The organism is Rhizobium sp. GW821-FHT14E12, from assembly GCF_058803745.1.
In genome coordinates this window covers 22,925-48,940 of record NZ_JBXAPH010000011.1, presented here as the reverse complement: position 1 = coordinate 48,940, position 26,016 = coordinate 22,925, and the positions used below count along the sequence as shown (strand labels likewise).

General features: G+C 60.7%; 28 protein-coding genes. 14 read left to right on the top strand and 14 right to left on the bottom strand.

Annotation, left to right across the window (positions count from 1 at the left end; translation table 11 throughout):
* Positions 1 to 87: 87 nt before the first annotated feature.
* Positions 88 to 825, bottom strand: a complete 738-nt coding sequence (locus AC1RO0_RS27830) for a phosphoadenylyl-sulfate reductase (protein WP_498595793.1) — start codon at positions 823 to 825, stop codon at positions 88 to 90.
* Positions 826 to 1,311: 486 nt separating this feature from the next.
* Between AC1RO0_RS27830 and AC1RO0_RS27825 the strand changes: the two genes are divergently transcribed.
* Positions 1,312 to 1,758 (top strand): RrF2 family transcriptional regulator, encoded by a 447-nt coding sequence (locus AC1RO0_RS27825; protein WP_498595792.1) that lies wholly within the window; start codon positions 1,312 to 1,314, stop codon positions 1,756 to 1,758.
* A gap of 3 nt (positions 1,759 to 1,761) precedes the next feature.
* Here AC1RO0_RS27825 and AC1RO0_RS27820 read toward each other — a convergent pair whose 3' ends face one another.
* The gene (locus tag AC1RO0_RS27820) at positions 1,762 to 3,123 is read right to left on the bottom strand and encodes a chloride channel protein (protein WP_498595791.1); all 1,362 of its coding nucleotides are present in this window, start codon (positions 3,121 to 3,123) and stop codon (positions 1,762 to 1,764) included.
* A 192-nt stretch (positions 3,124 to 3,315) separates the two neighbouring features.
* On the opposite strand from AC1RO0_RS27820, the gene AC1RO0_RS27815 reads away from it, so the two are divergent.
* Positions 3,316 to 3,588, top strand: a complete 273-nt coding sequence (locus AC1RO0_RS27815; RefSeq protein WP_498595790.1) for a YlcI/YnfO family protein — start codon at positions 3,316 to 3,318, stop codon at positions 3,586 to 3,588.
* On the top strand, positions 3,585 to 3,884 hold the full coding sequence (locus AC1RO0_RS27810; RefSeq protein ID WP_498595789.1) for a type II toxin-antitoxin system RelE/ParE family toxin: 300 nt from the start codon (positions 3,585 to 3,587) through the stop codon (positions 3,882 to 3,884). The genes AC1RO0_RS27815 and AC1RO0_RS27810 overlap by 4 nt, the downstream gene beginning before the upstream one ends.
* Before the next feature lie 12 nt (positions 3,885 to 3,896).
* Here AC1RO0_RS27810 and betA read toward each other — a convergent pair whose 3' ends face one another.
* The 4 genes from betA to betI form a co-directional block, all read right to left on the bottom strand.
* Positions 3,897 to 5,546 (bottom strand): choline dehydrogenase, encoded by a 1,650-nt coding sequence (betA, locus tag AC1RO0_RS27805; protein WP_498595788.1) that lies wholly within the window; start codon positions 5,544 to 5,546, stop codon positions 3,897 to 3,899.
* A 169-nt stretch (positions 5,547 to 5,715) separates the two neighbouring features.
* Positions 5,716 to 7,179, bottom strand: a complete 1,464-nt coding sequence (betB, locus tag AC1RO0_RS27800; RefSeq protein ID WP_498595866.1) for a betaine-aldehyde dehydrogenase — start codon at positions 7,177 to 7,179, stop codon at positions 5,716 to 5,718.
* Positions 7,179 to 7,820, bottom strand: a complete 642-nt coding sequence (locus AC1RO0_RS27795; RefSeq protein ID WP_498595787.1) for a glutathione S-transferase family protein — start codon at positions 7,818 to 7,820, stop codon at positions 7,179 to 7,181. Before AC1RO0_RS27795 ends, betB begins: the two co-directional genes overlap by 1 nt.
* A 1-nt stretch (position 7,821) precedes the next feature.
* A complete protein-coding gene (gene betI, locus AC1RO0_RS27790) occupies positions 7,822 to 8,412 on the bottom strand; it encodes a transcriptional regulator BetI (RefSeq protein ID WP_498595786.1) in 591 nt (196 codons plus the stop codon).
* Between the two features lie 151 nt (positions 8,413 to 8,563).
* Between betI and AC1RO0_RS27785 the strand changes: the two genes are divergently transcribed.
* The 4 genes from AC1RO0_RS27785 (at position 8,564) to AC1RO0_RS27770 (ending at position 12,702) form a co-directional block, all read left to right on the top strand.
* Positions 8,564 to 9,112 carry an HdeD family acid-resistance protein gene (locus tag AC1RO0_RS27785; RefSeq protein ID WP_498595785.1) on the top strand — a complete coding sequence of 183 codons (549 nt, stop codon included), beginning with the start codon at positions 8,564 to 8,566 and terminating at the stop codon, positions 9,110 to 9,112.
* Between the two features lie 230 nt (positions 9,113 to 9,342).
* On the top strand, positions 9,343 to 9,606 hold the full coding sequence (locus AC1RO0_RS27780) for a ribbon-helix-helix domain-containing protein (RefSeq protein WP_498595784.1): 264 nt from the start codon (positions 9,343 to 9,345) through the stop codon (positions 9,604 to 9,606).
* 210 nt (positions 9,607 to 9,816) lie between these two features.
* On the top strand, positions 9,817 to 11,622 hold the full coding sequence (locus AC1RO0_RS27775; protein ID WP_498595783.1) for a bifunctional diguanylate cyclase/phosphodiesterase: 1,806 nt from the start codon (positions 9,817 to 9,819) through the stop codon (positions 11,620 to 11,622).
* An 81-nt stretch (positions 11,623 to 11,703) separates the two neighbouring features.
* Positions 11,704 to 12,702, top strand: coding sequence for an NAD(P)H-quinone oxidoreductase (locus tag AC1RO0_RS27770; protein WP_498595782.1), 999 nt, complete (start codon positions 11,704 to 11,706; stop codon positions 12,700 to 12,702).
* On the opposite strand, the gene AC1RO0_RS27765 is transcribed toward AC1RO0_RS27770, so the two are convergent.
* Complete coding sequence (locus AC1RO0_RS27765; RefSeq protein ID WP_498595781.1) at positions 12,683 to 14,107, bottom strand: MFS transporter; 1,425 nt, start codon at positions 14,105 to 14,107, stop codon at positions 12,683 to 12,685. The two genes, AC1RO0_RS27770 and AC1RO0_RS27765, sit on opposite strands and share 20 nt — an antisense overlap.
* 101 nt (positions 14,108 to 14,208) lie before the next feature.
* Between AC1RO0_RS27765 and AC1RO0_RS27760 the strand changes: the two genes are divergently transcribed.
* The gene (locus AC1RO0_RS27760; protein ID WP_498595780.1) at positions 14,209 to 14,835 is read left to right on the top strand and encodes a helix-turn-helix transcriptional regulator; all 627 of its coding nucleotides are present in this window, start codon (positions 14,209 to 14,211) and stop codon (positions 14,833 to 14,835) included.
* Positions 14,836 to 14,843: 8 nt separating this feature from the next.
* Here the strand turns inward: AC1RO0_RS27760 and AC1RO0_RS27755 are convergent, their stop codons facing one another.
* A complete protein-coding gene (locus AC1RO0_RS27755; protein ID WP_498595779.1) occupies positions 14,844 to 15,128 on the bottom strand; it encodes an addiction module antidote protein in 285 nt (94 codons plus the stop codon).
* 2 nt (positions 15,129 to 15,130) lie between these two features.
* Entirely contained in the window at positions 15,131 to 15,421 is a 291-nt protein-coding gene (locus AC1RO0_RS27750; RefSeq protein ID WP_498595778.1) for a type II toxin-antitoxin system RelE/ParE family toxin, read from the bottom strand.
* A 126-nt stretch (positions 15,422 to 15,547) separates the two neighbouring features.
* Between AC1RO0_RS27750 and AC1RO0_RS27745 the strand changes: the two genes are divergently transcribed.
* Positions 15,548 to 16,555, top strand: a complete 1,008-nt coding sequence (locus AC1RO0_RS27745) for an asparaginase (protein ID WP_498595777.1) — start codon at positions 15,548 to 15,550, stop codon at positions 16,553 to 16,555.
* Positions 16,556 to 16,579: 24 nt separating this feature from the next.
* On the opposite strand, the gene AC1RO0_RS27740 is transcribed toward AC1RO0_RS27745, so the two are convergent.
* Both AC1RO0_RS27740 and AC1RO0_RS27735 read right to left on the bottom strand, forming a co-directional pair.
* The gene (locus AC1RO0_RS27740; protein WP_498595776.1) at positions 16,580 to 17,056 is read right to left on the bottom strand and encodes a DUF2127 domain-containing protein; all 477 of its coding nucleotides are present in this window, start codon (positions 17,054 to 17,056) and stop codon (positions 16,580 to 16,582) included.
* A gap of 169 nt (positions 17,057 to 17,225) precedes the next feature.
* Entirely contained in the window at positions 17,226 to 17,981 is a 756-nt protein-coding gene (locus AC1RO0_RS27735) for a DeoR/GlpR family DNA-binding transcription regulator (protein WP_498595775.1), read from the bottom strand.
* A 126-nt stretch (positions 17,982 to 18,107) separates the two neighbouring features.
* Between AC1RO0_RS27735 and AC1RO0_RS27730 the strand changes: the two genes are divergently transcribed.
* Together AC1RO0_RS27730 and AC1RO0_RS27725 are read left to right on the top strand one after the other, a co-directional pair.
* Positions 18,108 to 18,464, top strand: coding sequence for a DUF4406 domain-containing protein (locus tag AC1RO0_RS27730; RefSeq protein WP_498595774.1), 357 nt, complete (start codon positions 18,108 to 18,110; stop codon positions 18,462 to 18,464).
* Positions 18,465 to 18,717: 253 nt separating this feature from the next.
* On the top strand, positions 18,718 to 19,338 hold the full coding sequence (locus AC1RO0_RS27725; protein WP_498595773.1) for a glutathione S-transferase family protein: 621 nt from the start codon (positions 18,718 to 18,720) through the stop codon (positions 19,336 to 19,338).
* Here AC1RO0_RS27725 and AC1RO0_RS27720 read toward each other — a convergent pair whose 3' ends face one another.
* Entirely contained in the window at positions 19,339 to 19,695 is a 357-nt protein-coding gene (locus tag AC1RO0_RS27720) for an MmcQ/YjbR family DNA-binding protein (RefSeq protein ID WP_498595772.1), read from the bottom strand.
* Between the two features lie 86 nt (positions 19,696 to 19,781).
* Here AC1RO0_RS27720 and AC1RO0_RS27715 point away from each other — a divergent pair, with 86 nt between their 5' ends.
* Positions 19,782 to 20,126 carry a hypothetical protein gene (locus tag AC1RO0_RS27715; RefSeq protein WP_498595771.1) on the top strand — a complete coding sequence of 115 codons (345 nt, stop codon included), beginning with the start codon at positions 19,782 to 19,784 and terminating at the stop codon, positions 20,124 to 20,126.
* A 6-nt stretch (positions 20,127 to 20,132) separates the two neighbouring features.
* Here AC1RO0_RS27715 and AC1RO0_RS27710 read toward each other — a convergent pair whose 3' ends face one another.
* Positions 20,133 to 20,318, bottom strand: coding sequence for a hypothetical protein (locus AC1RO0_RS27710; RefSeq protein WP_498595770.1), 186 nt, complete (start codon positions 20,316 to 20,318; stop codon positions 20,133 to 20,135).
* Positions 20,319 to 20,468: 150 nt separating this feature from the next.
* On the opposite strand from AC1RO0_RS27710, the gene AC1RO0_RS27705 reads away from it, so the two are divergent.
* Positions 20,469 to 21,365: a LysR substrate-binding domain-containing protein gene (locus AC1RO0_RS27705; protein WP_498595769.1), complete on the top strand. Its 897-nt coding sequence runs from the start codon at positions 20,469 to 20,471 to the stop codon at positions 21,363 to 21,365.
* A 7-nt stretch (positions 21,366 to 21,372) separates the two neighbouring features.
* Here AC1RO0_RS27705 and AC1RO0_RS27700 read toward each other — a convergent pair whose 3' ends face one another.
* Positions 21,373 to 22,032: a glutathione S-transferase family protein gene (locus AC1RO0_RS27700; RefSeq protein ID WP_498595768.1), complete on the bottom strand. Its 660-nt coding sequence runs from the start codon at positions 22,030 to 22,032 to the stop codon at positions 21,373 to 21,375.
* Positions 22,033 to 22,491: 459 nt separating this feature from the next.
* On the opposite strand from AC1RO0_RS27700, the gene AC1RO0_RS27695 reads away from it, so the two are divergent.
* Complete coding sequence (locus AC1RO0_RS27695) at positions 22,492 to 25,992, top strand: indolepyruvate ferredoxin oxidoreductase family protein (RefSeq protein ID WP_498595767.1); 3,501 nt, start codon at positions 22,492 to 22,494, stop codon at positions 25,990 to 25,992.
* Positions 25,993 to 26,016: the final 24 nt, after the last annotated feature.

The following is a 26,016-nucleotide window of genomic DNA, read 5'->3' as shown; positions in this document are numbered from 1 at the left end:
CGGAAAGAATAGGATGCTTTGGGTCCCGGTGGGCTGGCGGCGGCGAGGACCGCGCCTTGAGCCGATGCCGGGAACCGGCGGGGTATGTCATTGCGCGGCGACTGTGGCTTCTTCCGCAACATGCAGGCCGCATTCGCGCGTCTCGTCGTTTTCCCACCACCAGCGGCCGGCCCGCTCGGGCTCGCCCGGCTTGATGGCGCGGGTGCAGGGTTCGCAGCCGATCGAGGGATAGCCGCGCTGGTGCAGCGGGTTCACCGGCACGCTATTGTCGGCGACATAGGTGCGGATCACATCGATATCCCAGTCGGCGAGCGGGTTGACCTTGATCAGATTACGTTCGGGGTCGTACTCGGCAAACGGTGTGTCGGAGCGATTGTTCGATTGGCCGCGGCGCAGGCCGGTGACCCAGATCGTGGCGCCGTTAAGAGCGCGCGCAAGCGGCTTCAGCTTGCGCACGCCACAACAGGCATGCCGGGCTTCGACGCTCTCGTAGAAACCGTTGAGGCCATACTTCGCCGCATAGGCGTCGATGTCGGCCTGCTCCGGCTCATAACGGCTGATATGGATATCGTATTGGCTTTCCGTTTCGTCGATCAGCGCCAGGGTCTCGGGGAAGAGGCGGCCGGTCTGCAACGTCACGACGTCGATCGGCAGGCGATGGTTGCCGATCTCAGCGGTGATGACCTGATCTTCGATGCCGAGGGAGGTCGTGAACACGGTGCGGCCGCCGAGACCGGCGACCAGAGACAGGCGGCCGGCAAGGTCAAGCGCCGCCAACCGGCTGTTCAGCGTCCCGGCTTCTTCGATACGATTGATGGCAGTCATGGGGAATCCTGTCCTGAAATTGCGGCGAGTATCGCAGTTTGAGAGGACAGCGGACAGAAAAACGGATTTCGAAAGCGAGGGGATAGGGAGCAAATATCTCCACGAAGCCGCTCCGATGCGAAAAACCGACCGCCTCGGCTGTTAACCAAGGCGTTTTGCCCTCTGAAGCGGGCCGGCAGGGAGGCGCCGATAAGACTAGTCATATCTAAGTGCTTGCTTTAATGTCTATAGAAATAGTAGAGTTACACGCGGCTTGTCAAACGGAAATCGGAAGTGATGGCCAAAAAGATGCAGAACGCCAAATTATGCGCTAAACTATGGGCATAGTAAGAAGACTTGAAAACAAGGCTGGGTTGCTGGCGCTTCAGACTTTCCGCAATCCGCGTGCTTGAAGCGGAGCGGGGCCGGCCAAGGGTTTAAGAGTTCCGAAGCGATGTGGCCGGTGTATCGGGTGAGCGCATCGTATGTGTGTGTAAGCGGTTCGAAATGATCACTCAAAAAGCAAAATACGCGTTGCGGGCGCTATCTGCTCTGGCTCAGGCCGAAGCGGGCAATCCGATGATGATTTCCGACATCGCCGCCCAACAGAAAATCCCGAAGAAATTCCTGGAACAGATCCTGCTCGACCTGAAGCATCAGGGTATCGTCATCAGCCGCCGCGGCAAGCAGGGCGGCTATCTCCTGCGCAAGCCGGCCGAGGAGATCACCTTCGGCGAGATCCTGCGTATCATCGACGGTCCGATCGCGCCATTGCCCTGTCTTTCCATCACGGCCTATCGCCGCTGCGAGGATTGCGACGGCGAGCAGACTTGCGAAATCCGCCATGTCTTCGCAAGGGTTGCCGACGCCACCCGCAAGGTTCTGTTCTCGACCACCATCGCCGATGCGGTGGCGCTGCCCGATGAAGCGGAAGTTACACGCCTTTTGGCGTAGCTCTCAGTGGGCGACGTGTTCTTCGCCTGCCTCTTTCTCCATTGTCCGCCGCGCCCGGATCGCCGCCGCGATAAAGACGCGTGACAGGCCGTGATAGAGCGGCTCGCGCGATAGCAGGCGCGAGGTGACATAGCCGATCATCGACACCGCCATGATCGGGATGACGGCCTGATGGTCGCCGGTCATTTCCAATATGATGACGAAGGCGGTCATCGGCGCCTGTACGACGCCGGCGAAATAGCCCGCCATGCCGAGGATTGCCGCGAGAGCGATGCTGCCGCCAATCAGCGTGCCGACCGTGCTGCCGAGACCGGCGCCAACCGCCAGCGACGGCGCGAAGATGCCGCCGGGAATGCCCGAGATCATCGACAGGAAACTTGCGAACAGTTTTTCCAGGAAGAAGAGCAGGGGCAGGGCGTGCCCTTCCACCGCGCCGCGCGCCTGTTCGTAGCCGGTCCCGAAGGTATTGCCGCCGGTAGAGACGCCGATGGCCGCAACGAGAAGACCGCAGCCGCCGGCGAGCATCAGCATGCGCTTGAGGGGCTGCGGCTGTGCCCAGCGGCGGATGCGGATGCCGGCATAGAGCGCAAAGCCGCTGAAGGCCGCCCCAAGCGCGCCGCCGCCGATACCGCAAATCAGCACGAGAACCCAATCCACAAGCGCTGTCGGCGCGACACTTGCGGTACCGAAATAATTATAGCTGCCGGAGAGGCCAAGCGCCGCGAGGCCGGAGAGGATGACGGCCGTCAGCACCAAGCCATTGGCACGCGATTCATAGGTGCGGCTCATTTCCTCGATGGCGAAGACGACGCCGGCGAGCGGCGTGTTGAAGGCCGCCGCGATGCCCGCCGCCGAGCCGGCAAGGATCAATCCCTTCGCCTGCGCCATGCCGCTGAAGCGGGCGACGGCCAGCATGAAGGACGCGCCCACCTGCACCGTCGGCCCCTCGCGGCCGATCGAGGCGCCGCAGAAGAGGCCGAGGATGGTCAGCACGATCTTCCCGAAGGCAAGACGAAGCGACAGCAGCTTGGTGCGGTCCTCATCATGATGCAGGTGCCGCGCGGCGATCGCCTGCGGAATGCCGCTGCCTTGCGCATTGGGAAACAGCGTCGTGGCGAGATAGGCGGAGAGCACGAAGCCAAGCGGCGTCAGCACAAGCGGCAACAACCAGCTCCATTCCCCCGAGCTCGTTACTCCGGCAAAGGCGCGCTGCGCCAGATCGGCCAGCTTGGCAAAGCCGACGCTGATTACCCCGATCGCGAGCGCTCCCGTCCAGAACACCAATCGCGGCCGCCATAGATGGATCGAGCCCCAGAAAACGCGGGAGCGGCGGAGGAGCTTGGATTTGCGATAGATCGGGGGCATGGGATTTTAAACCGGCGGGCTGAGCGATATGTCCGTTTAGGACTCAATTCTGAACAGTCTGCTTAAAAACGACGGGGCAGGATATTCACACTCTCTTACAAGACTTCACTTTATGGCCAAGGCTTATCTGAGTCTTGACACATTCTGACAGCCTCCTAGAATGCATCGCAATTGCAATGCAAGAGGTTGTCCATGAAATCCGCTTCCATTCCGTCGCTTAGAGTCGACCCGGAGCTGCGCGCTGCTGCCGAGAGCGTGCTGAAGGAGGGCGAGACCCTGTCCGCTTTCCTGGAGAATTCGCTAAGAGCCCAGATCGACTATCGGCGGACGCAGGCGGAATTCATCGCGCGGGGCATGGCCGCACGAGAGGAAGCCAAGCATACGGGCGTCTATTACGGTGCTGATGAGGTGCTCGGAAAGCTGAAAAGCAAGCTTGCGGCCGCAAAAGCCTCCAAACAGAAATGAAGTTTGCCGTCCGCTATTCGCCGGGAGCAGTCAAAGATCTCGATCGGCTTTACGACTACCTTCTCCTGAGAGACATTGATCTGGCGGAAAGAGCCTATCAGGCGATTGTAAAGGCAACCGAATTTCTCGAGACCTTTCCATTCAGCTGCCGCAAAGCGTCTTCGGACAATTCATTCCTCCGCGAACTGGTCATCCCCTTCGGCTCTGCCGGCTATCTCGCTCTGTTCGAAATCGAAGACAGCGACACAGTGACGATACTGGCGATCCGACATCAGCGCGAAGACGACTATCACTGAGGTTCGCCAAACCTACCGATCGCTCACTTCCCAGCGCGGATTGATCCACGGTTCCTGGTTCGATCGCGCCAGCCTCGGCTTGCCGAGAATATGATCGGCGGCCTTTTCGCCCGTCATGATCGAGGGGCCGTTGAGGTTGCCGTAGGTGAGGCTGGGGAAGATCGAGCTGTCGGCAACCCGCAGGCCCTCTACGCCGATGACGCGGGTGTCGGGATCGACCACGGCCATCGGATCGTCCTTTGCGCCCATCTTGCAGGTGCCGCAAGGGTGATAGGCGCTTTCCAGATGTTCGCGCAGGAAGGCGTCGATCTGATCGTCGGTCTGGACGTCGGGGCCGGGCTGGATCTCCGGGCCGCGATACTCATCGAAAGCCTTCTGCCCGAAGATCTCGCGGGTGAGGCGGACGCAGTGGCGGAATTTTTCCCAGTCTTCCGGATGGCTCATATAGTTGAAGCGGATGACCGGGTCGGCCTTCGGGTCGGAGGAGCGCAGGGTCACCGCGCCGCGCGACTTCGACAGGTTATAGCCGACATGCGCCTGGAAGCCGTGGCTCTTCGCCGCTGCCTTGCCGTCATAGCTGATGGCGACGGGGAGGAAATGGTACTGGATATCCGGCTGCTTGACGCCGGGCGCCGAGCGCAGGAAGGCGCAGGCTTCGAACTGGTTGGAGGTCCCGAGGCCGGATTTGAAGAACATCCACTGCGCCCCGACGATGCCCTGCATGTACCAGGGCAGCCAGGAATAGAGCGAGACCGGCTTCAGGCTGGTCTGCTGGAAATAGAATTCCATATGGTCCTGCAGATTGGCGCCGACGCCCGGCCGGTCCAGCTTCGCCTCGATGCCCATCTCCTGCAGATGCTGCCCGGGACCGATGCCGGAGAGCATCAGCAGTTTTGGCGAGTTGAAGGAGGAGGCCGAGACGATCACCTCGCGGTTCGCCTTGACGATCTCGATCTTGCCGCCGCGCTCGATCTCGACACCGGTGGCGCGGCCGTTCTCGATCACCACCCTGCGGGCGAAGCAGCGGATCAGCTCGACATTTGGCCGCTTCAGCGCCGGTTTCAGATAGGCGGTCGCGGCAGACCAGCGCCGGCCCATCCAGGTCGTCTGCTCCATCAGGCCGAAGCCTTCCTGCTTGCCGCCATTATAGTCTTCCGTCGCCTCGAAGCCCGCCTGCTTGCCGGCCTCAATGAAGGCATGGAACAGCGGATTGCGGGCGTCGCCGCGCCGGACATGCAGCGGCCCGTCGGTGCCGCGCCAGCCGTCTTCGCCGCCATGCGAATGCTCCATCCGCTTGAAGTAGGGCAGCACATCGGCATAGGCCCAACCCTGGGCGCCAAGCTCTTCCCAGCGATTGAAGTCCTCGGCGTGGCCACGGACATAGACCATGCCGTTGATCGAGGAGGAGCCACCGATCACCTTGCCGCGCGGGGCGGTGATGCGCCGATTGTTGAGCTGCGGTTCCGGTTCGGAGAGATAACCCCAATTGTAGCGGTCCATGCTCATCGGCCAGGCAAGCGCCGCTGGCATCTGGATGAACGGCCCGACATCGCTGCCGCCGAATTCCAGCACGATAACCGTATGCTTGCCGTCTTCCGACAGCCGCGAAGCCATGGCGGAGCCGGCGGAACCTGAGCCGATAATGACGAAATCTGCTTGCATGACGATGTGTTCCAGATGGATAGGGGCGTAGATCGAAGTGGTTTTGCACCCTCCCTTGAGGGGGAGGGTCGGCCGCAGGCCGGGGTGGGGTGATCACTGGTATGAGCGTTGCGGCTGGTCACCCCCACCCGCCGCTATGCGGCGATCTCCCCCTCAAGGGGGAGGTGTATCAATAAGGCGCCTGGACTGGCCCCATGCCGACATAGACCGTCTTCAGCTCGGAATAATGCTCGAGTGCTGCCAACGAATTCTCGCGGCCAAAGCCGGATTGCTTGGAGCCGCCGAAGGGGATTTCGACCGGTGCGAGATTATATGCGTTGATCCACAGCGTCCCGGCCTCGAGCTGGTCGACGACGCGGTGGGCGCGAGTGAGGTCGGCGGTGAAGACGCCGCCGGATAGGCCGAATTCCGTGTCGTTGGCGCGGGCGATCACCTCCGCCTCGTCATCGAAATCGAGCACGCACATGACCGGCCCGAAGATTTCCTCGCGGGCGATGGTCATGTCGTCGGTGACGTCGGCGAATACGGTCGGCTGCACGTAATAGCCTTCGCCGGACACATTGTTCGGAATACCGCCGCCGGCCACCAGCGTCGCGCCTTCGGCCTTACCCTTCTCGATGTAGGACAGCACCTTTTCGCGCTGTGCCCAGGACACCATCGGGCCGACTTGCGTCGCCTCGTCCATGGGATCGCCGATCAGCATGGCTTCCGTGCGCGCCTTCAGGCGCTTCAGGAATTCGGACTTGATCTTGCGATTGACGAAAACGCGCGTGCCGTTCGAGCAGACCTGACCGGTCGAATAGAAATTGCCAAGCATGGCGCCGCCGATGGCGCTGTCGATATCGGCGTCGTCGAAGACGATCAGCGGCGACTTGCCGCCGAGTTCCATGGTGACGTGCTTCAGGCTTCCGGCGGCGGCGGCGGCGACCTTGCGGCCCGTCGGCACCGAGCCGGTCAGCGACACCTTGGCGACGTCGGGATGGTTGATCAGTAGCGGCCCGGTCTCGCGGTCGCCCTGGATGACATTGTAGAGCCCCTTCGGCAGACCGGCCTCGATCAGGATTTCGGCGATCTTCAGCGCGCCGAGCGGCGTGTTTTCGGAAGGCTTGAACACCATGGCATTGCCGGCCACCAGCGCCGGAGCGCCTTTCCAGCAGGCGATCTGCTGCGGATAGTTCCAGGCGCCGATGCCGACACAGACGCCGAGCGGCACGCGCTTGGTATAGGCAAAATCGCCGCCGAGCGGGATGTAGGAGCCATTGAGGCCGGCAGCTGCGATGCCGCCGAAGAACTCGAAACTGTCGGCGCCCGAGGTCGGGTCGGCGACGATGGTTTCCTGGATCGGCTTGCCGGTGTCGAGCGTTTCAAGCTCCGAAAGCTCGCGGTTGCGCTCGCGCATGATGTCGGCGGCGCGCTTCAGGATGCGGCCGCGGGCTGTCGGGCTCATCGCCGCCCATTCCGGCTGCGCCCGCTTGGCAGCGGCGATTGCCTGTTCGACGATGGCGGGGGTAGCCGCATGCAGCCGGGCGATCACTTCGCCGGTTGCCGGATAGATGCTTTCGATGACGGTGCCGTCGGTATCCTCGATATATTCGCCGTCGATGAAATGGGAAGCTTTCGGTTGCGCACGCATCATAGGACCCTCAATTCTTCGTAAGACACCATGACATGCTCTTGGAACGCAGGTCGTTCGGTCAGGTTTCGGTAGTAGCGCTCCAGCCGAGGACGGGGAGGGCGCGGGATGTCGATGTCGAAATAGCGATAGAGCACATGGCCGAACTGGATGTCGGCCAGCGTCAGCTTCTCACCTGCAAGGAAAGGATGCTGTTCAAGTTGCGTCTCGGCGATGTCGAACTTTTTGCCGAGAGCGGCAAGGGCGGCACTGATGGCAGGATCATCACGCAAGGCGGGTGCGGTCCGGACCACACGCCAGAACACCGGGGCGGTGAAATTCAGCGCCACATTGAGCTTCGCCCATTCGGTCCATTTATCGATTTGGGCACGGTGCGCAGGCTCCTTCGGCCAGAAGTCCTCATCCGCATATTGCTCGGCGATATAGCGCAGGATAGCGCCTGTTTCCCACAGCGGCTCGCCGTCGCCGTCGCGCAAGACCGGCACGGTGCCGTTCGGGTTCATCGCCAGGAATTCCGGCGTGTCGACGACCCCGTAGGTGAAGCCGGCATCGATGCGCTTGTAGTCAAGGCCAAGCTCGCCGATGCACCACATCAGCGCCTGTACGTTGGATGACGATTTCCGGCCCCATACGGTCAGCATTCTATCGGCCTCCCAGCGCGTTCAGATGCATCGTCAGATAGTCTTCGGTGAGCGCGATCGATCCTTCGATGCTGATCGGTGCCGACCGCAGGCTCTGGCGGATATAGAGCCCGTCGATCATGGCAGCGGCACCCTCGGCCATGCGTTCGGCATCGTCGGGCGGGCACAGTGCTTTGAGGTTGGCGAGCAGGTTGGAGCGCAGCCGCCGGGCATAGATAACGAGGAAGCGGCGGGTCTCTTCGGAGCGCTGCGCCTCGGCGTAGAAGGCGAGCCAGGCGGCAATCGTCTCCGGCGCGAATTGATCGGCGTGGAAGCTGACATGGATGACGGCGGAGAGTTTTTCCCGCGGTGTCTTTGCGGCCCTCATCGCCGTCACCGTGCTGTCGCGCAGCCGCTGTAGGTGATGACGGACGGTCTCGATCAGCAACTGTTCCTTGCTGCCGAAGTAGTGATGGGCAAGAGCGGGAGAAACGCCGGCCTGCTTGGCGATTTCGGACATGGTGACGGTCAGCGAGCCGTGATCGCCGATCACGCGCATCGCCGCGTCCACAAGCGCCTTGCGGCGCACCGGTTCCATTCCGACTTTCGGCATCAGCTACCCCTGAGTTCGGAGCAGTGTATTTTTGATTGACTGATCAATCAATAAAAAAATCACTTGGCAGCTGGATATGGGGCTGAAAATCCTGCCCCCCTTTTCGAGTTGCATTTCTGTGCCATACTCTTTGACAGGAGGAGGTGCAGTCATGGTCAATGTTCTGGATGAGGTTCCCCCGTCTGCAATGCGCGAAAAATGGGGATGGTTCGTCGCGCTCGGTGTGTTTCTGCTCGTTTGCGGCGCCATCGCCTTCGGCAATCTTTTCGTCGCCACCGTCGCGTCGGTCTACTATGTCGGCATGCTGATGCTGATCGGCGGCATCATCCATCTGGCGCATGCCTTTCAGGTGCGGGGATGGGAGCATATCCTGTTCTGGATATTGAGTGGCCTGCTCTATACGCTTGCCGGCATTCTTGCCTTCGCCAATCCCTTGCTCGCCTCGGAAGCGCTGACGCTCTTCCTTGCCATCGCATTGCTGATCGCCGGTACATTTCGCGTCTGGGTCGGGCGCAAGCTGAAGCCGGAGCGGGGCTGGGTCTGGATCGTCATCGGCGGCGTGGTCACCGCACTCGCCGGCATTGCGATTGCGCTCGGCTGGCCGGTCAACAGCCTCTGGGTTCTCGGCCTTTTCCTGGCGGTTGATCTGACGTTCCAGGGCTGGACGCTGATGGCTTTCGGCTTTGCGCTCAGGCAATAGAGGCGGGCAAAACCGGCGGTAACGGAATACGAATTTTTGACAAGAGACGTGAGCGGGGTTACTCTCTGAGGGCTGTCATGCGGAATGCAGCGGCACTGAACCACTGAGTGCTCGGTGCCATAGTCGAGAGCATGCGTGTTCATGGAGACGCGCCCTGAAGGCTCCGGCTACACATCTGGAGCGGGTCTCCAGCGAAGAATTCTGCCTAAGAATTACAAGGGAGGAATATCATGCCGATGGTAACGGTTTCCATCTCTCCGCTTCAGGCCGCCGGCATCCGAGCGGCCGTCGACACGGGTACTTATGCATCGAGTAGCGAAGTCGTGCGCGAGGCGTTGCGCATGTGGGATGCGGCGCGTAAGCGTGGCGAGATCTGCGATGTGCCGCATGCGGCCAATGATCCCGCCAATGACCCCGATGGTGTGGTGAAGAGCAGCCGGTGTGTCGCTGACATGTTCGCCGATTACGAGGCGGAAACACACCGACATAACTGAGCGCCAAGGACTTCGCATCTTGCGAAGCCGGTGTCGCCGATCCCCGGATCGAGGCGGCTGCATTTATGGTTAACGTTCTTTTACCATTCACGAAACTTTCACATAGGGGAAAGGTTTCGTTGACGCCTGTGGCCCATCTTGAGCCGAAAACGCGATAAATCCAAAGTTTACTCAAAAACTTAGATCAAAAATTCTTTAGTGGAGATGGGCATGTCCCTGACTGCCGCCGTCGAGCCTGGCGTATTGCGCCGGTATGCCAGCGACCAGATTGTCACGCTTGCCAAACTCGTGATCGAAAATGCTTTCCAGCCGATCGTCGAAGCCGGCACGGGCACGGTCTTCGGCTATGAAGCCCTGATGCGCGGGCAGGAGCGGATCGGTTTCGACAGCCCGATCGACATTCTCGATGAGGCCGAGCGCATCGGCCAGCTCTTGGGGCTGGAGCAGATGGTCACAAGCCGTGCACTGGCGAAATTCGCAACGCTGCCTAACGCCGGCACTGCAACTCTCTTCCTCAATCTCGATGTCCGCCTGATCCCGCAGGGCGACCTGCTGGTCGATGGTTTGCTACAGCACATGAAGAAGGCCGGTATTGCGCCGTCCTCCATCTGCTTCGAGCTCTCCGAGCGCTTCGACAATACCAGCGTGCCGGAGTTTTCCGATCTGATCACCAAGATGCGCGATGCCGGTTTCAAGCTGGCGATCGATGATTTCGGCGTCGGCCATGGTGAAATGAAGCTCCTGGCCGACTATCCCGTCGACTATCTCAAGATAGACCGGCATTTCGTCGCCAATATCGATCGTAACGCCCGCAAGCGTCATATCCTCAGAAACATCGTCAATATCGCCCATGTTCTTGGTACCCGCGTCATTGCCGAGGGGATCGAGACCGAGGCGGAGTTCCTGACCTGCCGTGAATTCGGCGTCGATCTCGTCCAGGGCTGGTTCATCGCTCGCCCGACGATGCTGGTCAACGAGCTGAAGCCCGCCTTTCCGCATCTGCAGGATCTCGGCAAGATGGCGCGCAACAGCCAATCGTTGGACGAAATTCTCATCCGCAAGCAGATCGAGGTGCTACCGACCATCGGCGAGAACGACAGCATCGACAGCGTTTTCGAACTCTTCCGCCGCAATCCGCGTCGCGCCTATTTTCCCGTCGTCAATGCCAATGGCGAGCCGCGCGGCATCATCCACGAGTATCAGCTGAAGGAATACATCTACCAGCCCTTCGGCCGCGACCTGTTGAAAAACAAGGTCTATGAGCGCTCGATCTCCCATTTCGTCGAGATGGCGCCGATCGTCGGCCTGGATTCCGACGCCGACACGCTGATGGCGATCTTCGCCAATATGGAAAGCAGTGATTGCCTGATCGTCACCGAGGGCACGCATTATGCCGGCATCGTCTCGGCGGCCTCGCTGATCAAGGTCATCAACGAAAAGCAGCTCAAGGTCGCCCAGGACCAGAACCCGCTGACCGGCCTGCCGGGCAACCGCGCCATTCATGACTTCATGCAGAGCGCCGGCCGTGATGGCGATGAGGTCAGGCACTTCTGCTATTGCGACTTCGACAATTTCAAGCCGTTCAACGATGCCTATGGCTTCCATCTTGGCGATCACGCCATCTCGCTATTCGCCGCCCTGATGCGGCGCTATTTCTTCGCCGAGCGTCATTTCCTCGGCCATGTCGGCGGCGATGATTTCTTCATCGGCATCTCCGGCTGGACTGTAGAGGAGCTTTGCGAGATCCTGGATAGGCTGCTTGCCGATTTCCACGCCGATGTGCTGGAGTTCTATTCGGTGGACGACCGCGCCGCGGGCCGTATCCGTGGCCATGACCGCAGCGGCGCCGAGGCCATGTTCCCGCTGATGCGTTGTTCCATCGGCATTTTGGAGCTGCCCGAGGGGCTGGTCATCGACGATATCAACCGCGTCAGCACCTCGATCGCCGGCATCAAGGCGCGAGCGAAGGAGAGCGAAATCGGCATTTCGCTCCTGAGCCTAGGCGAGACGAATTGACGCCCTCCCATACCAGCTTCTTTTCAAGCGGCATGCGCTAAACTATCTCCATTGCTTTGCTGGGATGAGGAGAGTCGAGCCATGCGCTTGCCGTCTGAAATGCGTTTTGTGGATCTGCCGTCCTTCGGCCACCCCGAGGTGATGACGATTGCCCGCAAGCCCCTGCCGGTGTTGAAGGACGGCGAGATCCTCGTTTGGGTCCAGGCGGCCGGCGTCAATCGGCCGGATGTGGCGCAGCGGCAGGGCATCTATCCGCCGCCGAAGGATGCCAGCCCCATACTCGGGCTGGAAGTCGCCGGCGAGGTCGTCGATGTCGCACGCGGTGTCACGGAATTTGCCATTGGCAACAAGGTGTGTGGTCTCGCCAATGGCGGTGCCTATGCCGAATATTGCGCCATCCCGGCCAGCCAGGCTTTGCGGTTCCCCAATGGCTATGACGCCGTTCGCGCGGCGGCGCTGCCGGAGACGTTTTTCACCGTCTGGGCCAATCTTTTCCAGATGGCCGGCCTCACCGAAGGCGAGAGCGTCTTGATCCATGGTGGCTCCAGCGGCATCGGCACGACGGCAATCCAGCTTGCCCACGCTTTCGGCGCCACGGTCTACGCCACTGCCGGCTCGAAGGAGAAGTGCGAGGCCTGCGAGAAGCTCGGCGCGAAGCGGGCGATCAACTACAAGGACGAAGATTTCGCCGAGGTCATCAAGGCGGAAACCGGCCATGGCGTCGATATCATCCTCGACATGATCGGCGCTGCCTATTTCGAGAAAAACCTCGCCTCACTTGCCAAGGACGGTTGCCTGTCGATCATCGCCTTCCTAGGCGGCGCGGTGGCCGAAAAGGCCAACCTGCAGCCGATCATGGTCAAGCGTCTGACGGTGACGGGATCGACCATGCGCCCGCGCACGGCGGAAGAAAAACGCGCCATCCGCGACGATCTCCTCTCCCAGGTCTGGCCGCTGCTCGACGAGGGCAGGATTGCCCCCGTCATCTACAAGACCTTCGCCTTCGATGACGTCATCGACGCCCACAAGCTGATGGAGACCAGCAATCACATCGGCAAGATCATGCTGAAGCTGGCCTGAGGGTGAACGACATGGCGATGGCGACGAGGCCAGGCAGGGCCATCAGCGCATAGAGCCATGTCGCCGCCGACAGGCTGCCGGCAATGCCGCCAGGATGGGCCAGCCCGGCACTGTTGACGATGACGCCGGCGAGTGCCGCGCCGAAGGCGCCGCCGAGCGACTGCACCATCGAAATGGCGGCCGAAGCCTTGTCCTGCTCTGTTTGCTCGGCAAGGCTGATGATCCTGGCGATCAGATGTCCCCAGCCGAGACCGACGCCGAAGCCCATCAGGAACATGGAGATGACGGCGGGCGCGAGCCAGATGAGATGGCCGGCCGGATTGTCTCTGGCGACAAAGGGGATCAGCGACGCGGTGGCGACGGTTTCAAGCACGCAGCCGATGATGATCGCAATGGCGGCTTGACGTCCTGAAAACGAGGCGCTGAAGAAGGCCGCCACGGTCCAGCCGAGCGCCACCAGCGCGACGAGATAGCCGGAGGCGAGCGGTGCGACGCCGTGCAGGTTCTGCAGGAAGTACGGAATGTAGATATCGCTCGTCAGCACCAGCATCATGGTGAACATCATCAGGTAGAGCCGGGAGATCGGCTTGGCGAGAGTAACGGCACCCTTCGGCAGCAGCCGGGTCTGCCCCTTGCGCTCGAAGATCAACATTGCCGCGATGAAAGCGACGGATAGGCCGATCAGCAGGATCTTGTAGAATTCATGATCGCTTGTGCTCGCAAAACTCGTCAGCAGGACCGCGGTGAGCAGAAGCGCGATCTGGACCAGCGGCGTTTTCCCCTCTGCGCGATCGTCCTTGACCTTCGGCAGCAGCCACCGCGCTGAAACGGCCATGAGGCCGGCCACGGGTACAAGAATAACGAAGGCTTCGCGCCATGCGTGACCGGCGGAAAACATCCCGCCGAGCGTCGGCCCGAGCACCGTGGCGACGCCCCATATTGCGGCGTAAAGCGTGGAGGCTTTGCGCCACATCGGCTCGGGGTAAACGAAGCGAATAAAGGCATAGGCGAGACCCGCGAGCATGCCGACGCCGTAACCCTGTACGGCGCGGCCGGCCAGCACGACATGCATCGTGGGCGCGATGGCACAGATCAGGTTTCCGGCGCCGAATATCAGCGCCGCCGCGACATAGACCGCACGCAAGCCCATGCCTCTCGGTCGTGTCGCAACGGTGATCGAGCCGAGGACGCCGGCCGCGACGAAAAGCGTTGTCATCCAGGAAAACAGCTCCAGCCCGCCAATGTCTCGAACGATGGATGGAGCGAGCGTCGCGGTGATGTAGGATTCGACGGCGTAGAGCGTGACGCCGCCGCCGAGCATTAGTGTCGCGGGCAGGAGCCGGGGTGAGAAGAGAGTGAAAATGGAGTCGGAGCGGGACATATCTGCGTGGTCGATGCTGGACATCGGATGATCCTCGGTGTTTTCCCTGGCGAATAATTATTTTCCAAGTTATAGATTGGAAAATTACAGCGTCTCGAAATTAAAACAAGAGAAAACTTGGAAAAATGCGTCAGTCGCCCGTCAACCGAATCCTGATCCTGTTGAAAACTGATGGTCCGCAGCTTGCAGCAGCGCTTGGCAGCGCACTCGGCATATCGTCGGAAGCGGTGCGCCAGCAGTTGACGAAGATGGCGGAGGAGGGCCTGGTCGAGCCGGTGACGGAAGCGTCCTCGGGCCGAGGCAGGCCACGACAGCTCTGGCATCTGACGCCCGCCGGCAACCGCCAGTTTCCCGACGGCCACGCCGACCTCACCGCGACGCTTCTGGCAACCATGGCCGACCAGCTCGGGCAGGGGGCGGTCAATGCGGTGATTTCAGCCCGTGAGGTGGAGACACTGAAGCACTACCGCAGCGAAATCGATATCGGCTCCGATCTTCCCTCACGCGTTGCCGCGCTTGCGGCCATTCGCACACGCGAAGGCTATATGGCCGATCACTGGCTGGAGGAGGACGGCTCCGTCATGCTGGTGGAAAACCACTGCCCCATCTGTTCAGCCGCGAGCGTCTGCGCCGGCTTCTGCCGATCGGAGCTCGAGACGTTTCGTGAGGCGCTGGCGGCAAGCGTGGAGCGGGAGGAGCATATTCTGCTCGGGGCGAGGCGGTGTGCTTACAGGATTCGGGCGGCGGTTTGAGCGAAGGGCTAGGCAGCGCGCACGGTTAGTTTCAAGCCGAGGGCTCGAATGACACCGGTCAATGTTTCCAGCGTCGGATTGCCGCCTTCGCTGAACGCCTTGTAGATGGTCTCGCGGCTGACGCCGGCTTCTTTCGCGAGCTGTGTCATGCCGCGGGCGCGGGCGACATCGCCGATAACGGCGGCAATCAGCGCAGGATCGCCGTCCTCGAATGCAGCTTCGACATAGGCTGCAATGGCCTCGGCGCTGTTCAGATGTTCCGTCGGATCCCAGGGTTTGGTTTCAAGTGCCATGATCAAGCCTCCTTCGCGAGTGCTTTGGCTTTTGCAATATCTGCGCTCTGCGTTGCTTTATCACCGCCGCACAGGAGCAGAACGAGAGTCTGGCCACGTTTATGATAGTAGAGCCGGTATCCCGGGCCGTAATCGATGCGGAGTTCGCTGATGCCCTCGCCAACGGGCTTCACATCGCCGGGATTGCCGAGCGAGAGACGACGAATTCTCACCTGAATGCGGGCAACCGCATTGATATCCTTGAGTTTACCAAGCCAATCGGCAAATTCGGCGGTCTGGCGAACTTCGATCATTTGTGTACTATAATACACATCCAATAGCTGTCAATTATAATACACAGATCGCTACATGCCGGTTGGCAACTCTCCAAGCAGCGGCTAACAATACCTCATCCCGCAAATCGAAGAGCGCTTTCCATCATGTCCAATCCCGTCTGCGTCGAAGTCACCCGTGGAAATCTCGTGGAGAGCCGTCATCGCGGTTCGGTCGCCGTGGTCGATGGTGACGGGAAGCTGGTTTTCTCGCTTGGCGATATCGAGGCGGGCGTGTTTCCGCGCTCCGCCTGCAAGGCGATGCAGGCTTTGCCGCTGGTCGAAAGCGGTGCGGCGGATGCCTATGGCTTTGGCGCCAAGGAGCTGGCGCTGGCCTGCTCTTCGCATAATGGCGAGGACGAGCATGTGGCGATGGCCGCGTCCATGCTTGCGCGGGCTGGTCGGGATGTCGCCACGCTCGAATGCGGCGCGCATTGGTCTTTCGACCAGAAGACGATTATCCATCAGGCGCGCACGCTCGACAAGCCGACGGCGCTGCATAACAATTGTTCGGGCAAGCATTCCGGTTTCATCTGCGCCTGCTGTCATCAAGGTATCGATCCCGCCGGCTATGTCGGCTACGACCACCCGCTACAGCAGCAGATCCGTGCGACGATGCAGAGCCTCATGGGAACGCCGCTCGGCCACGACAATTGCGGCATCGACGGCTGTGCCATCCCGAGCTATGCCGTGCCGCTCAAAAGTCTGGCGCATGGCTTTGCCAAGATGGCGACCGGCAACGGACTGGAGCCGTTGCGCGCCAGGGCCTCGCGCCGCTTGCTCGACGCCTGCATGGCCGAGCCCTTCTATGTCGCCGGCACGGACCGCGCCTGCACGAAGCTGATGCAGATCGATCCCGGCGAGATCTTCGCCAAGACCGGCGCCGAAGGCGTCTTCTGCGCGGCGATCCCGGAACAGGGCATTGCTATCGCGGTCAAATGCGATGACGGCAACACCCGCGCCGCCGAAGCCATGGTGGCCGCCACACTCGCCCGCTTCTTCGAAAAAGACGGTGACATCAATGCCGGCCTGTTAGCCATGGCTAACAAGGCGCTTAAAAACTGGAACCGCATCCATGTCGGCGATATCAGGGCGACGGCAGCGTTGACGGCTTAGAATACCGTTGTGTCTTAAGGTTGTCTATTTGCCTGGCAGATGCTGCCGCACGAGCCTGTATTCATGCCAGATCAGGACCATGACTAGCAGGTCGAAGGCGGTCAGCACCAGAAGCCCGATCCCATGGGTCTCGGTGAAGCGATAGAGCTGGTAGACGATAAACAGCCCCAAAGCCGCCAGGGACGCCGGATATGCCCATAGCTTGCCCTTGAGAAGACCGATGACGAGCAGCACTTTCACCAGGCCGTGGATCAGGAGATAGAATGCGTAGAAGTGCTTGGTCGTGAGGGAGAAGTTTTGCGCCCAGGAAAGCAGGTGCGTTGCGATGAAGTCGTTCGGATTCTTGACCAATTCGTCTTGGGTAAGCAGGTTCACGAGATGAACGATCGTATCGGTGCTGATGAGTGCAAGCGCTATTCCGCCAATGCATTCGATCAGGGCATGGGCTCCCTTCAACAGCACGCTGATCTCGAAGAGCTGATGAATTCGACGTTCGTTCATGCTCTTACAACCCACTTTCGATGAAATAGCCCGACAGACGCGACAACCATGCAATGGGTGCATATTTTCGCAGGTTAGTGTCGTTGTTACACCGTATGTGGGCATGATAGCGCAAGTTTAAGACAGCTGCCTCTTTCGCCAGTCAAACGGGGCGGTGCCGTGCTTTCGGTCACACGGCAAAAATAGGCATCCCTGCACTCCGATAGGGCACCAGACTCTCCTCCGTCATATCTGATGGCACGATCACGCCCGAAACTGCCGTAATGGGCAGGATGTGGCAAGGCGAGGCGGCGTCCAGCTTCTCCTGCGTCGCCAGCACATAGGTTTCCGCCGAACATTGCGCGATATGCCGCTTGATGGCGGCTTCTTCGAAATCGCCGGTCGAAAGGCCGCGGGCGGGGTGGATGGCGGTAACGCCGAGAAAGAAGATGTCCGGCCGCACCAGCGAGATCGCCGCCATTGCCACGGCCCCCGTTGCCACCATCGAATGCTTATAGAGCTTGCCGCCGATCAGGATGACTTCGGCTGTCGGGTGATGCTCCAGTTCGCCAGCGATCGTCGGGCTGTGGGTGACGATGGTGAAGGCAAAATCCCTGGGGAGGTGGCGCGCGATTTCCGCATTCGTCGTGCCGCCATCGAGAAACACGGTCCGTCCCGGCCGAACCATTCCCGCCGCATAGGCGCCGAGCTGACGCTTCGCCTCCGACGATACGTTCTGCCGCGCCGAGAAATCGGGTAGCTCAGGCGAGAGCGGCAGTGCGCCGCCATGCACGCGTTTCAGCAGCTTTTCCGCCGCCATCTCTCGAAGATCCCTGCGGATCGTGTCCTCGGACAGGCCGAGATCGTCGGCGACGGTCTTGGCGATGACCTGGCCATCGCGGCGCAGGATATCGAGGATGAGGGTCTTTCGTTGACTGGTGAGCATGTTGCCTGCTTTTGCACGATAATTCATGATGTATCGTGAATTTATCAGAAAAGAGTCGACAATCAAGGAATTTAATGCATTTTCGTGCAAATTCCTGCAATGGGCAGGAGCAAAAGGAGATGTGACATGTTGATCCTGATTGCCGGACCCTATCGCTCCGGAACCGGGGACGATCCCGAAAAGATGGCCGCAAATCTCAAGCGGCTGGAAGCGCCGTCCCATGCGTTGTTCAGAGCAGGGCACCTGCCGATGATCGGCGAATGGGTCGCCCTGCCGGTCTGGCATGCCGCCGGCGGCAAGAGCATCGGTGACGATCTCTATGAGGACATCTTCCACCCAACCGCCTACCGGCTGCTGCAACTTTGCGAGGGTGTGCTTAGGCTGCCGGGCGAATCCAAGGGCGCCGACAACGACGTCCGCATCGCCCGCGAACGCGGCATTCCCGTCTGGCATCGGCTGGAGGATGTGCCAGGCTGCGGTTGAGGGGCTTAACACCCGCCCTCGTGGTTCGAGACGGCCCCATGGGCCTCCTCACCATGAGGGCTAACCTTTCCTGCTCGGCTACGGATCGAATTCCGCCCTCATGGTGAGGCGTCTTGACGCAGCAGCGTTAGCGAAGGCGGCAAGGCCTCGAACCACAAGGGTCGGCCCCATACTTCGCGGACGATCATGGCTTTCGCCCAAATCCAAACCGGCTATAGTTCGCTCAGTCTCCAACGAAGCGGAAATCGATATCATGCTGAATTTGTATTTTGCGTCGGGCACCTGTGCGCTCGCGAGCCTGATCGCGCTTGAAGAATCCGGTCTTGCCTACGAAGCCAGACCCATCAGTTTTGCCACGGGCGAGCAGCGTTCGCCGGAATATCTGGCGATCAATCCCAAGGGCCGCGTTCCCGCGCTGATCACCGACAAGGGCGTCATCACCGAAAATGTGGCGATCCTTGCCTATGTCGCGCAGATCGCCCCGCAGGCAAAGCTGGCGCCGCTCGACGATCCCTTCGAGTTTGCCCGCATGCAGGCCTTCAACAGCTATCTCGCCTCGACGGTGCATATCAATCATGCCCATAAGATGCGTGGCCATCGCTGGACCGACGATGCGGCAGCGATCGAGGCGATGAAGGTTAAGGTGCCGCAGACCATGGGCGAAAGCTTTGCCCTGATCGAAGAGACAATGCTGGAAGGTCCATGGGTGATGGGCGAGCAATATACCGTCGCCGACGGCTATCTCTTCACCCTGACGCGGTGGCTGCCCGGCGACGGTGTCGATCTGGCCCGCTTCGAAAAGGTCAGCGCTCATCACGCCCGCATGCTGGAACGTCCGGCCGTGCAAAGGGCAATCGCTGCCCAGCAGGCTTGATCAGACGGCGTCGAAGGTGGCCCGCAGCTTTTTCGGCGCGCGGAACCGCCAGGCTTCGACCAGCCGATCCTGCAATTCCGCGTCGTCGATTTCGGCGATGCGCAGCGGCAGCGACGGCCAGCCGATATAATGATCCGACTGGAAATAGACCTCCGGCGCCATCTCGATGAGCTGTTCTTTGCGGTCGACTGGCAGGGATAGCACGATGGTTTCGGCGTTCTTGACCGAGACGAATGCTTTGCCGCCGACCTTCAGCGCCGGCAGACCGTAATGGGTGCTGATCTCGACGTCGGGTAGGCGGGCAGCTGCTACGAGCCGCAGAAGGCGCTGGAGAATGGTATCGGTCTCAGCGCCCATCTGCCATGCTCTCTCTGATTGTGTCTGCGCAAAAGAGAATATAAATTATGAGGCATGGAGCCAACCCTGACCTTGTAGAGAGCCGTATGCCGATCAGTCGAGAGGGTCGAGTAACGTTTGCAACCGCCATTGTCGTGATAGCGTTCATGGCAATTATGGAGGGGCATATCCACTACGACAGAAGATGGCGGGCTGCTTTTGAAACTGTTGCGATAGGCGATACGGAAAAGGTCGTTCTGACCAAGCTCGGGCGCCCGACCGCGCGCGAAAAACCGGACCGGTTATATCCTGGTTACGCATATACGAACTGTACCACGCCCTGCGTTGAAAGATTGTGGTACGAAAACCTCATTCCCGGCCTTGAGGCATGGTCCATTTCTCTTGATGGCGACAGGAAAGTTCTGGAAAGCTATCATTGGGCGTCACCATGAGCGCGTTCACGCACATTCCGTCGGTCGCATGTCCCGCTCGTCCGTCTTTCGCCCCAGATTTTCCGGCATCAGCGGCAGGTCCGCCAGCTCTTCCAGCGACATCGCTGCTAGGGCCGGATGTTGCAGCGGATCGGCCTGCGGCTCGCGATCCTCGTCCAGCAGGTGATTGAAGAAAAGCTTCAGTATCGACATGACATGCCTCCTTGTTCTCCCGCGATGGTGCGTCCTGAAGGCGCATCGATCGGTAGGACGGTGGCGGTTTCTGAATCTATGCTGCAATGATCGCGCGAATTTCGCACTATTACAATTGAGATTGCCAGGATGTCGGTATAGATATTCTATATGAGAAATCTCAACAGCGTTCATCTGAACGGGCTTCGTGCCCTGGAAGCGGTCGGCCGGCTCGGGTCGTTGCAGGCGGCCGCCGATGAGCTTGGCGTCACCATCGGTGCGGTCAGCCAGCAGGTAATCAAGGCAGAGGCGCAGTTGGGTCGGCCGGTGTTCGAACGCACGCCGAAGGGCATGGCGGTGACGGAAGCGGGTACCGCGGTGCTGGCGCGGCTTCGCGAGGGGTTTCAGGCGCTATCGGCGGCAGTGACCGTTGCGCAGTATCGGGACGACAATATTCTTACCATCTCGGTCGCACCGGTTCTTGCCGCCCGCTGGCTGGTGTTCCGGCTGGATCGGTTTGCCAAGCGCTATCCGGATATCCGCCTGCGCATCGATGCCACCACGCAACTCGTCAATCCGGCGACCTCGGATGTCGATATCGGCATCCGCGTCGGCAGGGGACAATGGCCGGGCGTCAGTTCGGAGCTGCTGCTCGCGCAAGAGGTCTTTCCCGTCGTCACGCCGCAGATCGCCGCTACGCTCAAGGAACCCGCCGATCTGCTGAACGTGCCCGCAATCATCGACGGGCACGCCATGTTCACCTGGGATGTCTGGCTGAAACAGGCCGGCCTCTCCGGCGAGAGCATGGAAACGCGCCATATCTTCAACGACGCCTCGCTCTGCCTCGATGCCGCCATGGCCGGCCAGGGTGTCATGCTCGCCTGGCAGACGCTGGCGGTACACGCTCTGGAACACAAAAGCCTCGTCGATCCCTTTGGCATCCGCGCCAAAACCGGCTTCGGCCATTATTTCATCACGGCCGAAGGCGTGCGCGAGGCGAAGAAAGTGACGGCCTTTAAGGCATGGATGCGCCAGGAGATGGAAGAGAGCATGCGGCTCTTCCAGTGAGGCGACCTCAGACTGGCTCTTTGGCTCGGCCTGCCTGCATCGCCTTGTAAGCGGCGCGTGACTGGCAGCGCTCGATCCAGGCCTTCACCTTCGGATGGCTATCGAACAGCTCTTGTTCTGTCTGCGCATAACGCAGGACTTCGGCGGCGTTGAGGTCGGCGACGGTGAAGCGATTGCCGGTGATATAATCCTGGTTCTGAAGATGCTGCTCGAGCACGTCCAGCGGCTTCTTCAGTGAGCGGCAGGCAACCGCGATCCCGGCCTTGCCGGCCTCGCTGTTCTCAAGGCCGTTATCGTAGATCCTGACGAGTGCGACGGAATAGGGCTCAACCTCGGTCGCCGCCCACATGGTCCACATCAAAATATGCCCTTCCTCCTCCACCGTCTTGCCGGCAAGCGGGCCACCATATTTGCGGGCGAGGTAGAGATTGATCGCCAGGGATTCGTTCATGACGAGATCGCCGTCCTTGATGCTCGGGATCAAACCCATCGGGTTTATCGCCAGGAACTCCGGTGACAGCGTGTTGAGCGGCGCATCGGGGCTTAAAGGGTTATCCAGCCGGCGAGCCTGTAGCACCGGTACGGACTTGAACTCGATGCCGATTTCCTCCGCCATCCAGTAATTGCGCGATGCACGCGAGCGATAGACGCCATAGATTGTCAGCATGTTCCGTCTCCGAAGTGTTTTTAGTCGAGCGAGGGTATTGGCGGCTATTGGCGAAAGGAAGAGGTGTTCGCTGATATCTGGATGAAAGCTTTTGATGGGTGGTGTCTGCTGGGGCCGCCCCGTCCTTCGAGGCATTTCTGCGCTCTGCTCCGAAATGCGCCTGAGGATGAGGCGGAGCGGCTTACCGAGAAATACAGGGTAACATGGCGACTAGTTGCAAAAGGCTAGCCCTCACCCTGAGGTGCGGAGGCTGCAAGCCGGAGCCTCGAAGGGTGAGGGCGGATGGCAGGCACCGAAGACAAGCACGAAAATATCCACAAGCAGCCCGGAATCTTTGCAAATCATGCTGTCCGCTCGCCTCCTTTGTTCGGAAATTAGCCTCCGTGCATGTTAGATTCGAGTCGTGGTTTTCTTCGGGTGCGGTAGGAGGCATCCGGCGAAAAAGTCCATGCGCGATTGGTGACTGCGATCTCGGGAGGAGAGCAGATGCTTGCGACGAGCGTATCGCTTGACGACAAATATACCGCAGACGAGGGTCGTGTCTTCATGACCGGCCTGCAGACGCTGGTGCGTCTGCCCATGACCCAAATGCGCCGCGATCGCGCTGCCGGTCTCAACACCGCCGCCTTCATATCCGGCTATCGCGGCTCGCCGCTCGGCGGCTACGATCAGCAGCTGCTGAAAGCCAAGACCTATCTCGACGCGCATGACGTCACCTTCCAGCCTGGTATCAACGAAGACCTTGCCGCCACCGCCGTCTGGGGCACGCAGCAGGTTGGCCTATCGCCCGGTGTTCGCAAGGATGGCGTACTCGGTATCTGGTACGGCAAAGGCCCCGGCGTCGATCGCTCCGGCGACGTGCTGAAACATGCCAATGCCGCCGGCACCTCGAAACATGGCGGTGTGCTCTGTTTCGCCGGCGATGATCACTCCGCCAAATCCTCCACCATTCCGCATCAGACCGACCATGATTTCATGTCGGCGGTCATTCCGGTGCTCTATCCCTCGTCCATCCACGAATTCCTCGAATACGGCCTACTCGGCATCGCTATGTCGCGTTATTCCGGCTGCTGGGTCGGCATGAAGTTCATCGCCGATACCATCGAGACCACGGCGGCCGTCGACCTCTCCGGCGAAAGAAGGCAATTCGTGCTGCCCACCGATTTCGAGCTGCCGCCCGGCGGACTGAACCTGCGCTGGCCCGATCCGCCGCTGGTGCAGGACGATCGTCTGCAGACCTACAAGGCCTATGCAGCCATCGCCTTTGCCCGCGCAAATCGCGTCGATGAAGTCACCCATGACGTGCCCAACGCGCGCTTCGGCATCATCTCCTCCGGCAAGGCCTATGAGGATGTGTTGCAGGCGCTGCGCGAACTTGAAATCGGCCCGAGGGAAATGGCGGCGATCGGCCTGCGGATCCTGAAAGTGCGTATGCCCTGGCCGCTGGAGCCGGAAGCCGTGCGGCATTTTTCCGAGGGGCTGGACGAGGTGCTGGTGATCGAGGAGCGGCGCGAGATCATCGAAAACCAGATCAAGCAGCAGCTCTTCAACTGGCGCTCGGACGTCCGCCCGCGTATCGTCGGCAAGTTCGACGAGCACGACAAGCCCTATCTCAGCCTGTCGGCGGCGCTGACCGTCGGCGCGGTGGCCCGCGCCATCGCCGGCCGCATCGTCAAGCTCGATCTCGATCGTTCATTACATGATCGCATCGCCGCCAAGCTCACCTATCTCGCCGAGCGCGGCCAGATCAGCCGCACCCATGTCGCGCCGGTAAACCGCACACCGTTCTTCTGCTCCGGCTGTCCGCACAACACCTCGACCCGCGTGCCCGAGGGCAGCCGCGCCATGGCCGGCATCGGTTGCCACTACATGGTCACCTGGATGGACCGCAAGACCGAGACCTTTACGCAGATGGGCGGCGAGGGCGTGCCGTGGACGGCAATCGCCCGCTATACCGACGAGAAGCACATGTTCGCCAATCTTGGCGACGGCACCTATTTCCATTCCGGCATTCTCGCTATCCGCCAGTCCGTCGCCGCCAAGGTCAATATCACCTACAAGCTGCTCTATAACGACGCTGTCGCCATGACCGGCGGCCAGCCGATCGATGGCTATCTGACGCCGGAACTCGTCACCCGCCAGCTGCACGGCGAAGGCGTCAAGCCGATCTATCTGCTCTCTGAAAGTCCGGAGGCTTATCAGGCATCGGATCTGGCTCCGGGCGTCAAGGTCCTGCATCGCGACAATATCGATCAGGTCATGCTGACGCTACGCGAGACCGAGGGCTGTTCGGCTATCGTCTACGTCCAGACCTGCGCCGCCGAAAAGCGCCGTCGTCGCAGCCGTGGTCTGCTCGAGGATCCGGCCAAGCGCGTCTTCATCAATCCCGCCGTCTGCGAAGGCTGTGGCGATTGCTCCGTGCAGTCCAACTGCATCTCCGTCGAACCGCTGGAAACCGAATTCGGCCGCAAGCGCCAGATCAACCAGTCGAGCTGCAACAAGGATTTCTCCTGCGTCAAAGGCTTCTGCCCGTCCTTCGTCACCGTCCATGGCGGCAAGCGCCGCAAGCGCAAGGCGCTGGAACATGCCGATGTTGAGGTGCCGATACCGGAAGTTCCGGCTCTCGGCGAGCGTCCCTGGAACATCGCCATCGCCGGCGTTGGCGGCACCGGTATTCTGACGATCGGCGCCATCCTCGGCATGGCGGCCCATCTCGACGGCAAGGTGCCGATGATCCTTGATATGGCGGGCCTCGCGCAAAAGGGCGGCGCCGTGATGAGCCATCTGCGCATCGGCCACAATCAGGCCGACGTCACCTCGTCGCGCATCGTCAACGGCGGCGCCGACCTGTTGCTTTCCGCCGACGAAGTGGTCGGCGCCTCCAAGGACGCGATCACGCTCTGCTCTGCCGCCCGCACCACCGCTATCGTTAATACCGGCCTGATGCCGGTCGCCGATTTCGTTCGCAATCGCGATTTCGATTTCAAGGTCGGTTCGGTGCAGCACGCCATTGCCAAGACCGTCTCCGACAAATCCGTCTTCCTCGATTTCGGCCATGTCGCAAGCGAAGTCACCGGCGATGCCATGTCGACCAACATCCTGCTCACCGGCTTTGCCTGGCAGCGCGGCCTGCTGCCGCTGTCCCTGGAAGCCATCGAAAAGGCGATCGAGCTCAATGGTGTGGCGGTCAAGGCCAGCCTCTCCGCTTTCCATTGGGGCCGGCTGCTGGCACATGATCCGCAATCCGTGCACGAGATGATGTCCGAGCCGGATGCGAAAAAGACACTGGTGGAGATGAGCCTCGGCGAACTGATCACCCACCGCAAGGCGCATCTGACCGCCTATCAGAATGCCGCTCTTGCCGATCGTTATGCCGGTTTCGTCACACGCGCTTCGGCTGTGGCAGCCAAGGCTCAGCTTTCCGACAAGGTGCCCTTCGCCGTTGCCGTCACCTATGCGCGGGTGCTGGCCTATAAGGACGAATATGAGGTAGCGCGGCTTCTGACCGACCCGGCATTCGAGGCGCATTTGCGCGATGAGATGGAAGGTGATTTCAAGCTGGCTCTCAATCTCGCGCCGCCGATGCTCGCCGGCAAGGATCCGAACGGTCGGCCGAAAAAGCGGGAATTCGGCCCCTGGATCTTGCCGCTGCTGCGCCGGCTCGCACCGATGAAACGGCTGCGCGGCACCGCCTTCGATCCCTTCGGCTACATGGCCGAACGTCGGCTCGAGCGCCGGTTGATCGGTGAGTATGAAGCGATCGCCAAGCGTGTCCTCGGTCGCCTGCGCGCGGATAATGAAGCAGAGGCCCTTGCTATTCTGTCATTGTTCGATGAGATCAGAGGCTACGGACCGGTCAAGGAGGAGGCCGCCCGGAAGGTCATGGCGCGGATCGCCGAGAAGCTGAAGACCTATGAAATGCCGCAGGAGAAGCAACACGTTCCCGCTGACGCGGCGTGATGCTCAGGAGAGAAGCGGGAGGAG

What these genes read in the sequence shown, in the direction of transcription:
- AC1RO0_RS27770 (WP_498595782.1), top strand. Translation starts at nt 11,704, where the DNA reads ATGCGCTTGCCGTCTGAAATGCGTTTTGTGGATCTGCCGTCCTTCGGC.
- AC1RO0_RS27785 (WP_498595785.1), top strand. Translation starts at nt 8,564, where the DNA reads ATGGTCAATGTTCTGGATGAGGTTCCCCCGTCTGCAATGCGCGAAAAA.
- AC1RO0_RS27830 (WP_498595793.1), bottom strand. Translation starts at nt 825, where the DNA reads ATGACTGCCATCAATCGTATCGAAGAAGCCGGGACGCTGAACAGCCGG.
- AC1RO0_RS27720 (WP_498595772.1), bottom strand. Translation starts at nt 19,695, where the DNA reads ATGGGCGCTGAGACCGATACCATTCTCCAGCGCCTTCTGCGGCTCGTA.
- AC1RO0_RS27780 (WP_498595784.1), top strand. Translation starts at nt 9,343, where the DNA reads ATGCCGATGGTAACGGTTTCCATCTCTCCGCTTCAGGCCGCCGGCATC.
- AC1RO0_RS27810 (WP_498595789.1), top strand. Translation starts at nt 3,585, where the DNA reads ATGAAGTTTGCCGTCCGCTATTCGCCGGGAGCAGTCAAAGATCTCGAT.
- AC1RO0_RS27820 (WP_498595791.1), bottom strand. Translation starts at nt 3,123, where the DNA reads ATGCCCCCGATCTATCGCAAATCCAAGCTCCTCCGCCGCTCCCGCGTT.
- AC1RO0_RS27715 (WP_498595771.1), top strand. Translation starts at nt 19,782, where the DNA reads ATGCCGATCAGTCGAGAGGGTCGAGTAACGTTTGCAACCGCCATTGTC.
- betI (WP_498595786.1), bottom strand. Translation starts at nt 8,412, where the DNA reads ATGCCGAAAGTCGGAATGGAACCGGTGCGCCGCAAGGCGCTTGTGGAC.
- AC1RO0_RS27795 (WP_498595787.1), bottom strand. Translation starts at nt 7,820, where the DNA reads ATGCTGACCGTATGGGGCCGGAAATCGTCATCCAACGTACAGGCGCTG.
- AC1RO0_RS27775 (WP_498595783.1), top strand. Translation starts at nt 9,817, where the DNA reads ATGTCCCTGACTGCCGCCGTCGAGCCTGGCGTATTGCGCCGGTATGCC.
- AC1RO0_RS27710 (WP_498595770.1), bottom strand. Translation starts at nt 20,318, where the DNA reads ATGTCGATACTGAAGCTTTTCTTCAATCACCTGCTGGACGAGGATCGC.
- AC1RO0_RS27730 (WP_498595774.1), top strand. Translation starts at nt 18,108, where the DNA reads ATGTTGATCCTGATTGCCGGACCCTATCGCTCCGGAACCGGGGACGAT.
- AC1RO0_RS27745 (WP_498595777.1), top strand. Translation starts at nt 15,548, where the DNA reads ATGTCCAATCCCGTCTGCGTCGAAGTCACCCGTGGAAATCTCGTGGAG.
- AC1RO0_RS27750 (WP_498595778.1), bottom strand. Translation starts at nt 15,421, where the DNA reads ATGATCGAAGTTCGCCAGACCGCCGAATTTGCCGATTGGCTTGGTAAA.
- AC1RO0_RS27740 (WP_498595776.1), bottom strand. Translation starts at nt 17,056, where the DNA reads ATGAACGAACGTCGAATTCATCAGCTCTTCGAGATCAGCGTGCTGTTG.
- AC1RO0_RS27705 (WP_498595769.1), top strand. Translation starts at nt 20,469, where the DNA reads ATGAGAAATCTCAACAGCGTTCATCTGAACGGGCTTCGTGCCCTGGAA.
- AC1RO0_RS27735 (WP_498595775.1), bottom strand. Translation starts at nt 17,981, where the DNA reads ATGCTCACCAGTCAACGAAAGACCCTCATCCTCGATATCCTGCGCCGC.
- AC1RO0_RS27700 (WP_498595768.1), bottom strand. Translation starts at nt 22,032, where the DNA reads ATGCTGACAATCTATGGCGTCTATCGCTCGCGTGCATCGCGCAATTAC.
- AC1RO0_RS27825 (WP_498595792.1), top strand. Translation starts at nt 1,312, where the DNA reads ATGATCACTCAAAAAGCAAAATACGCGTTGCGGGCGCTATCTGCTCTG.
- betB (WP_498595866.1), bottom strand. Translation starts at nt 7,179, where the DNA reads ATGCGTGCGCAACCGAAAGCTTCCCATTTCATCGACGGCGAATATATC.
- betA (WP_498595788.1), bottom strand. Translation starts at nt 5,546, where the DNA reads ATGCAAGCAGATTTCGTCATTATCGGCTCAGGTTCCGCCGGCTCCGCC.
- AC1RO0_RS27755 (WP_498595779.1), bottom strand. Translation starts at nt 15,128, where the DNA reads ATGGCACTTGAAACCAAACCCTGGGATCCGACGGAACATCTGAACAGC.
- AC1RO0_RS27765 (WP_498595781.1), bottom strand. Translation starts at nt 14,107, where the DNA reads ATGTCCAGCATCGACCACGCAGATATGTCCCGCTCCGACTCCATTTTC.
- AC1RO0_RS27760 (WP_498595780.1), top strand. Translation starts at nt 14,209, where the DNA reads ATGCGTCAGTCGCCCGTCAACCGAATCCTGATCCTGTTGAAAACTGAT.
- AC1RO0_RS27725 (WP_498595773.1), top strand. Translation starts at nt 18,718, where the DNA reads ATGCTGAATTTGTATTTTGCGTCGGGCACCTGTGCGCTCGCGAGCCTG.
- AC1RO0_RS27815 (WP_498595790.1), top strand. Translation starts at nt 3,316, where the DNA reads ATGAAATCCGCTTCCATTCCGTCGCTTAGAGTCGACCCGGAGCTGCGC.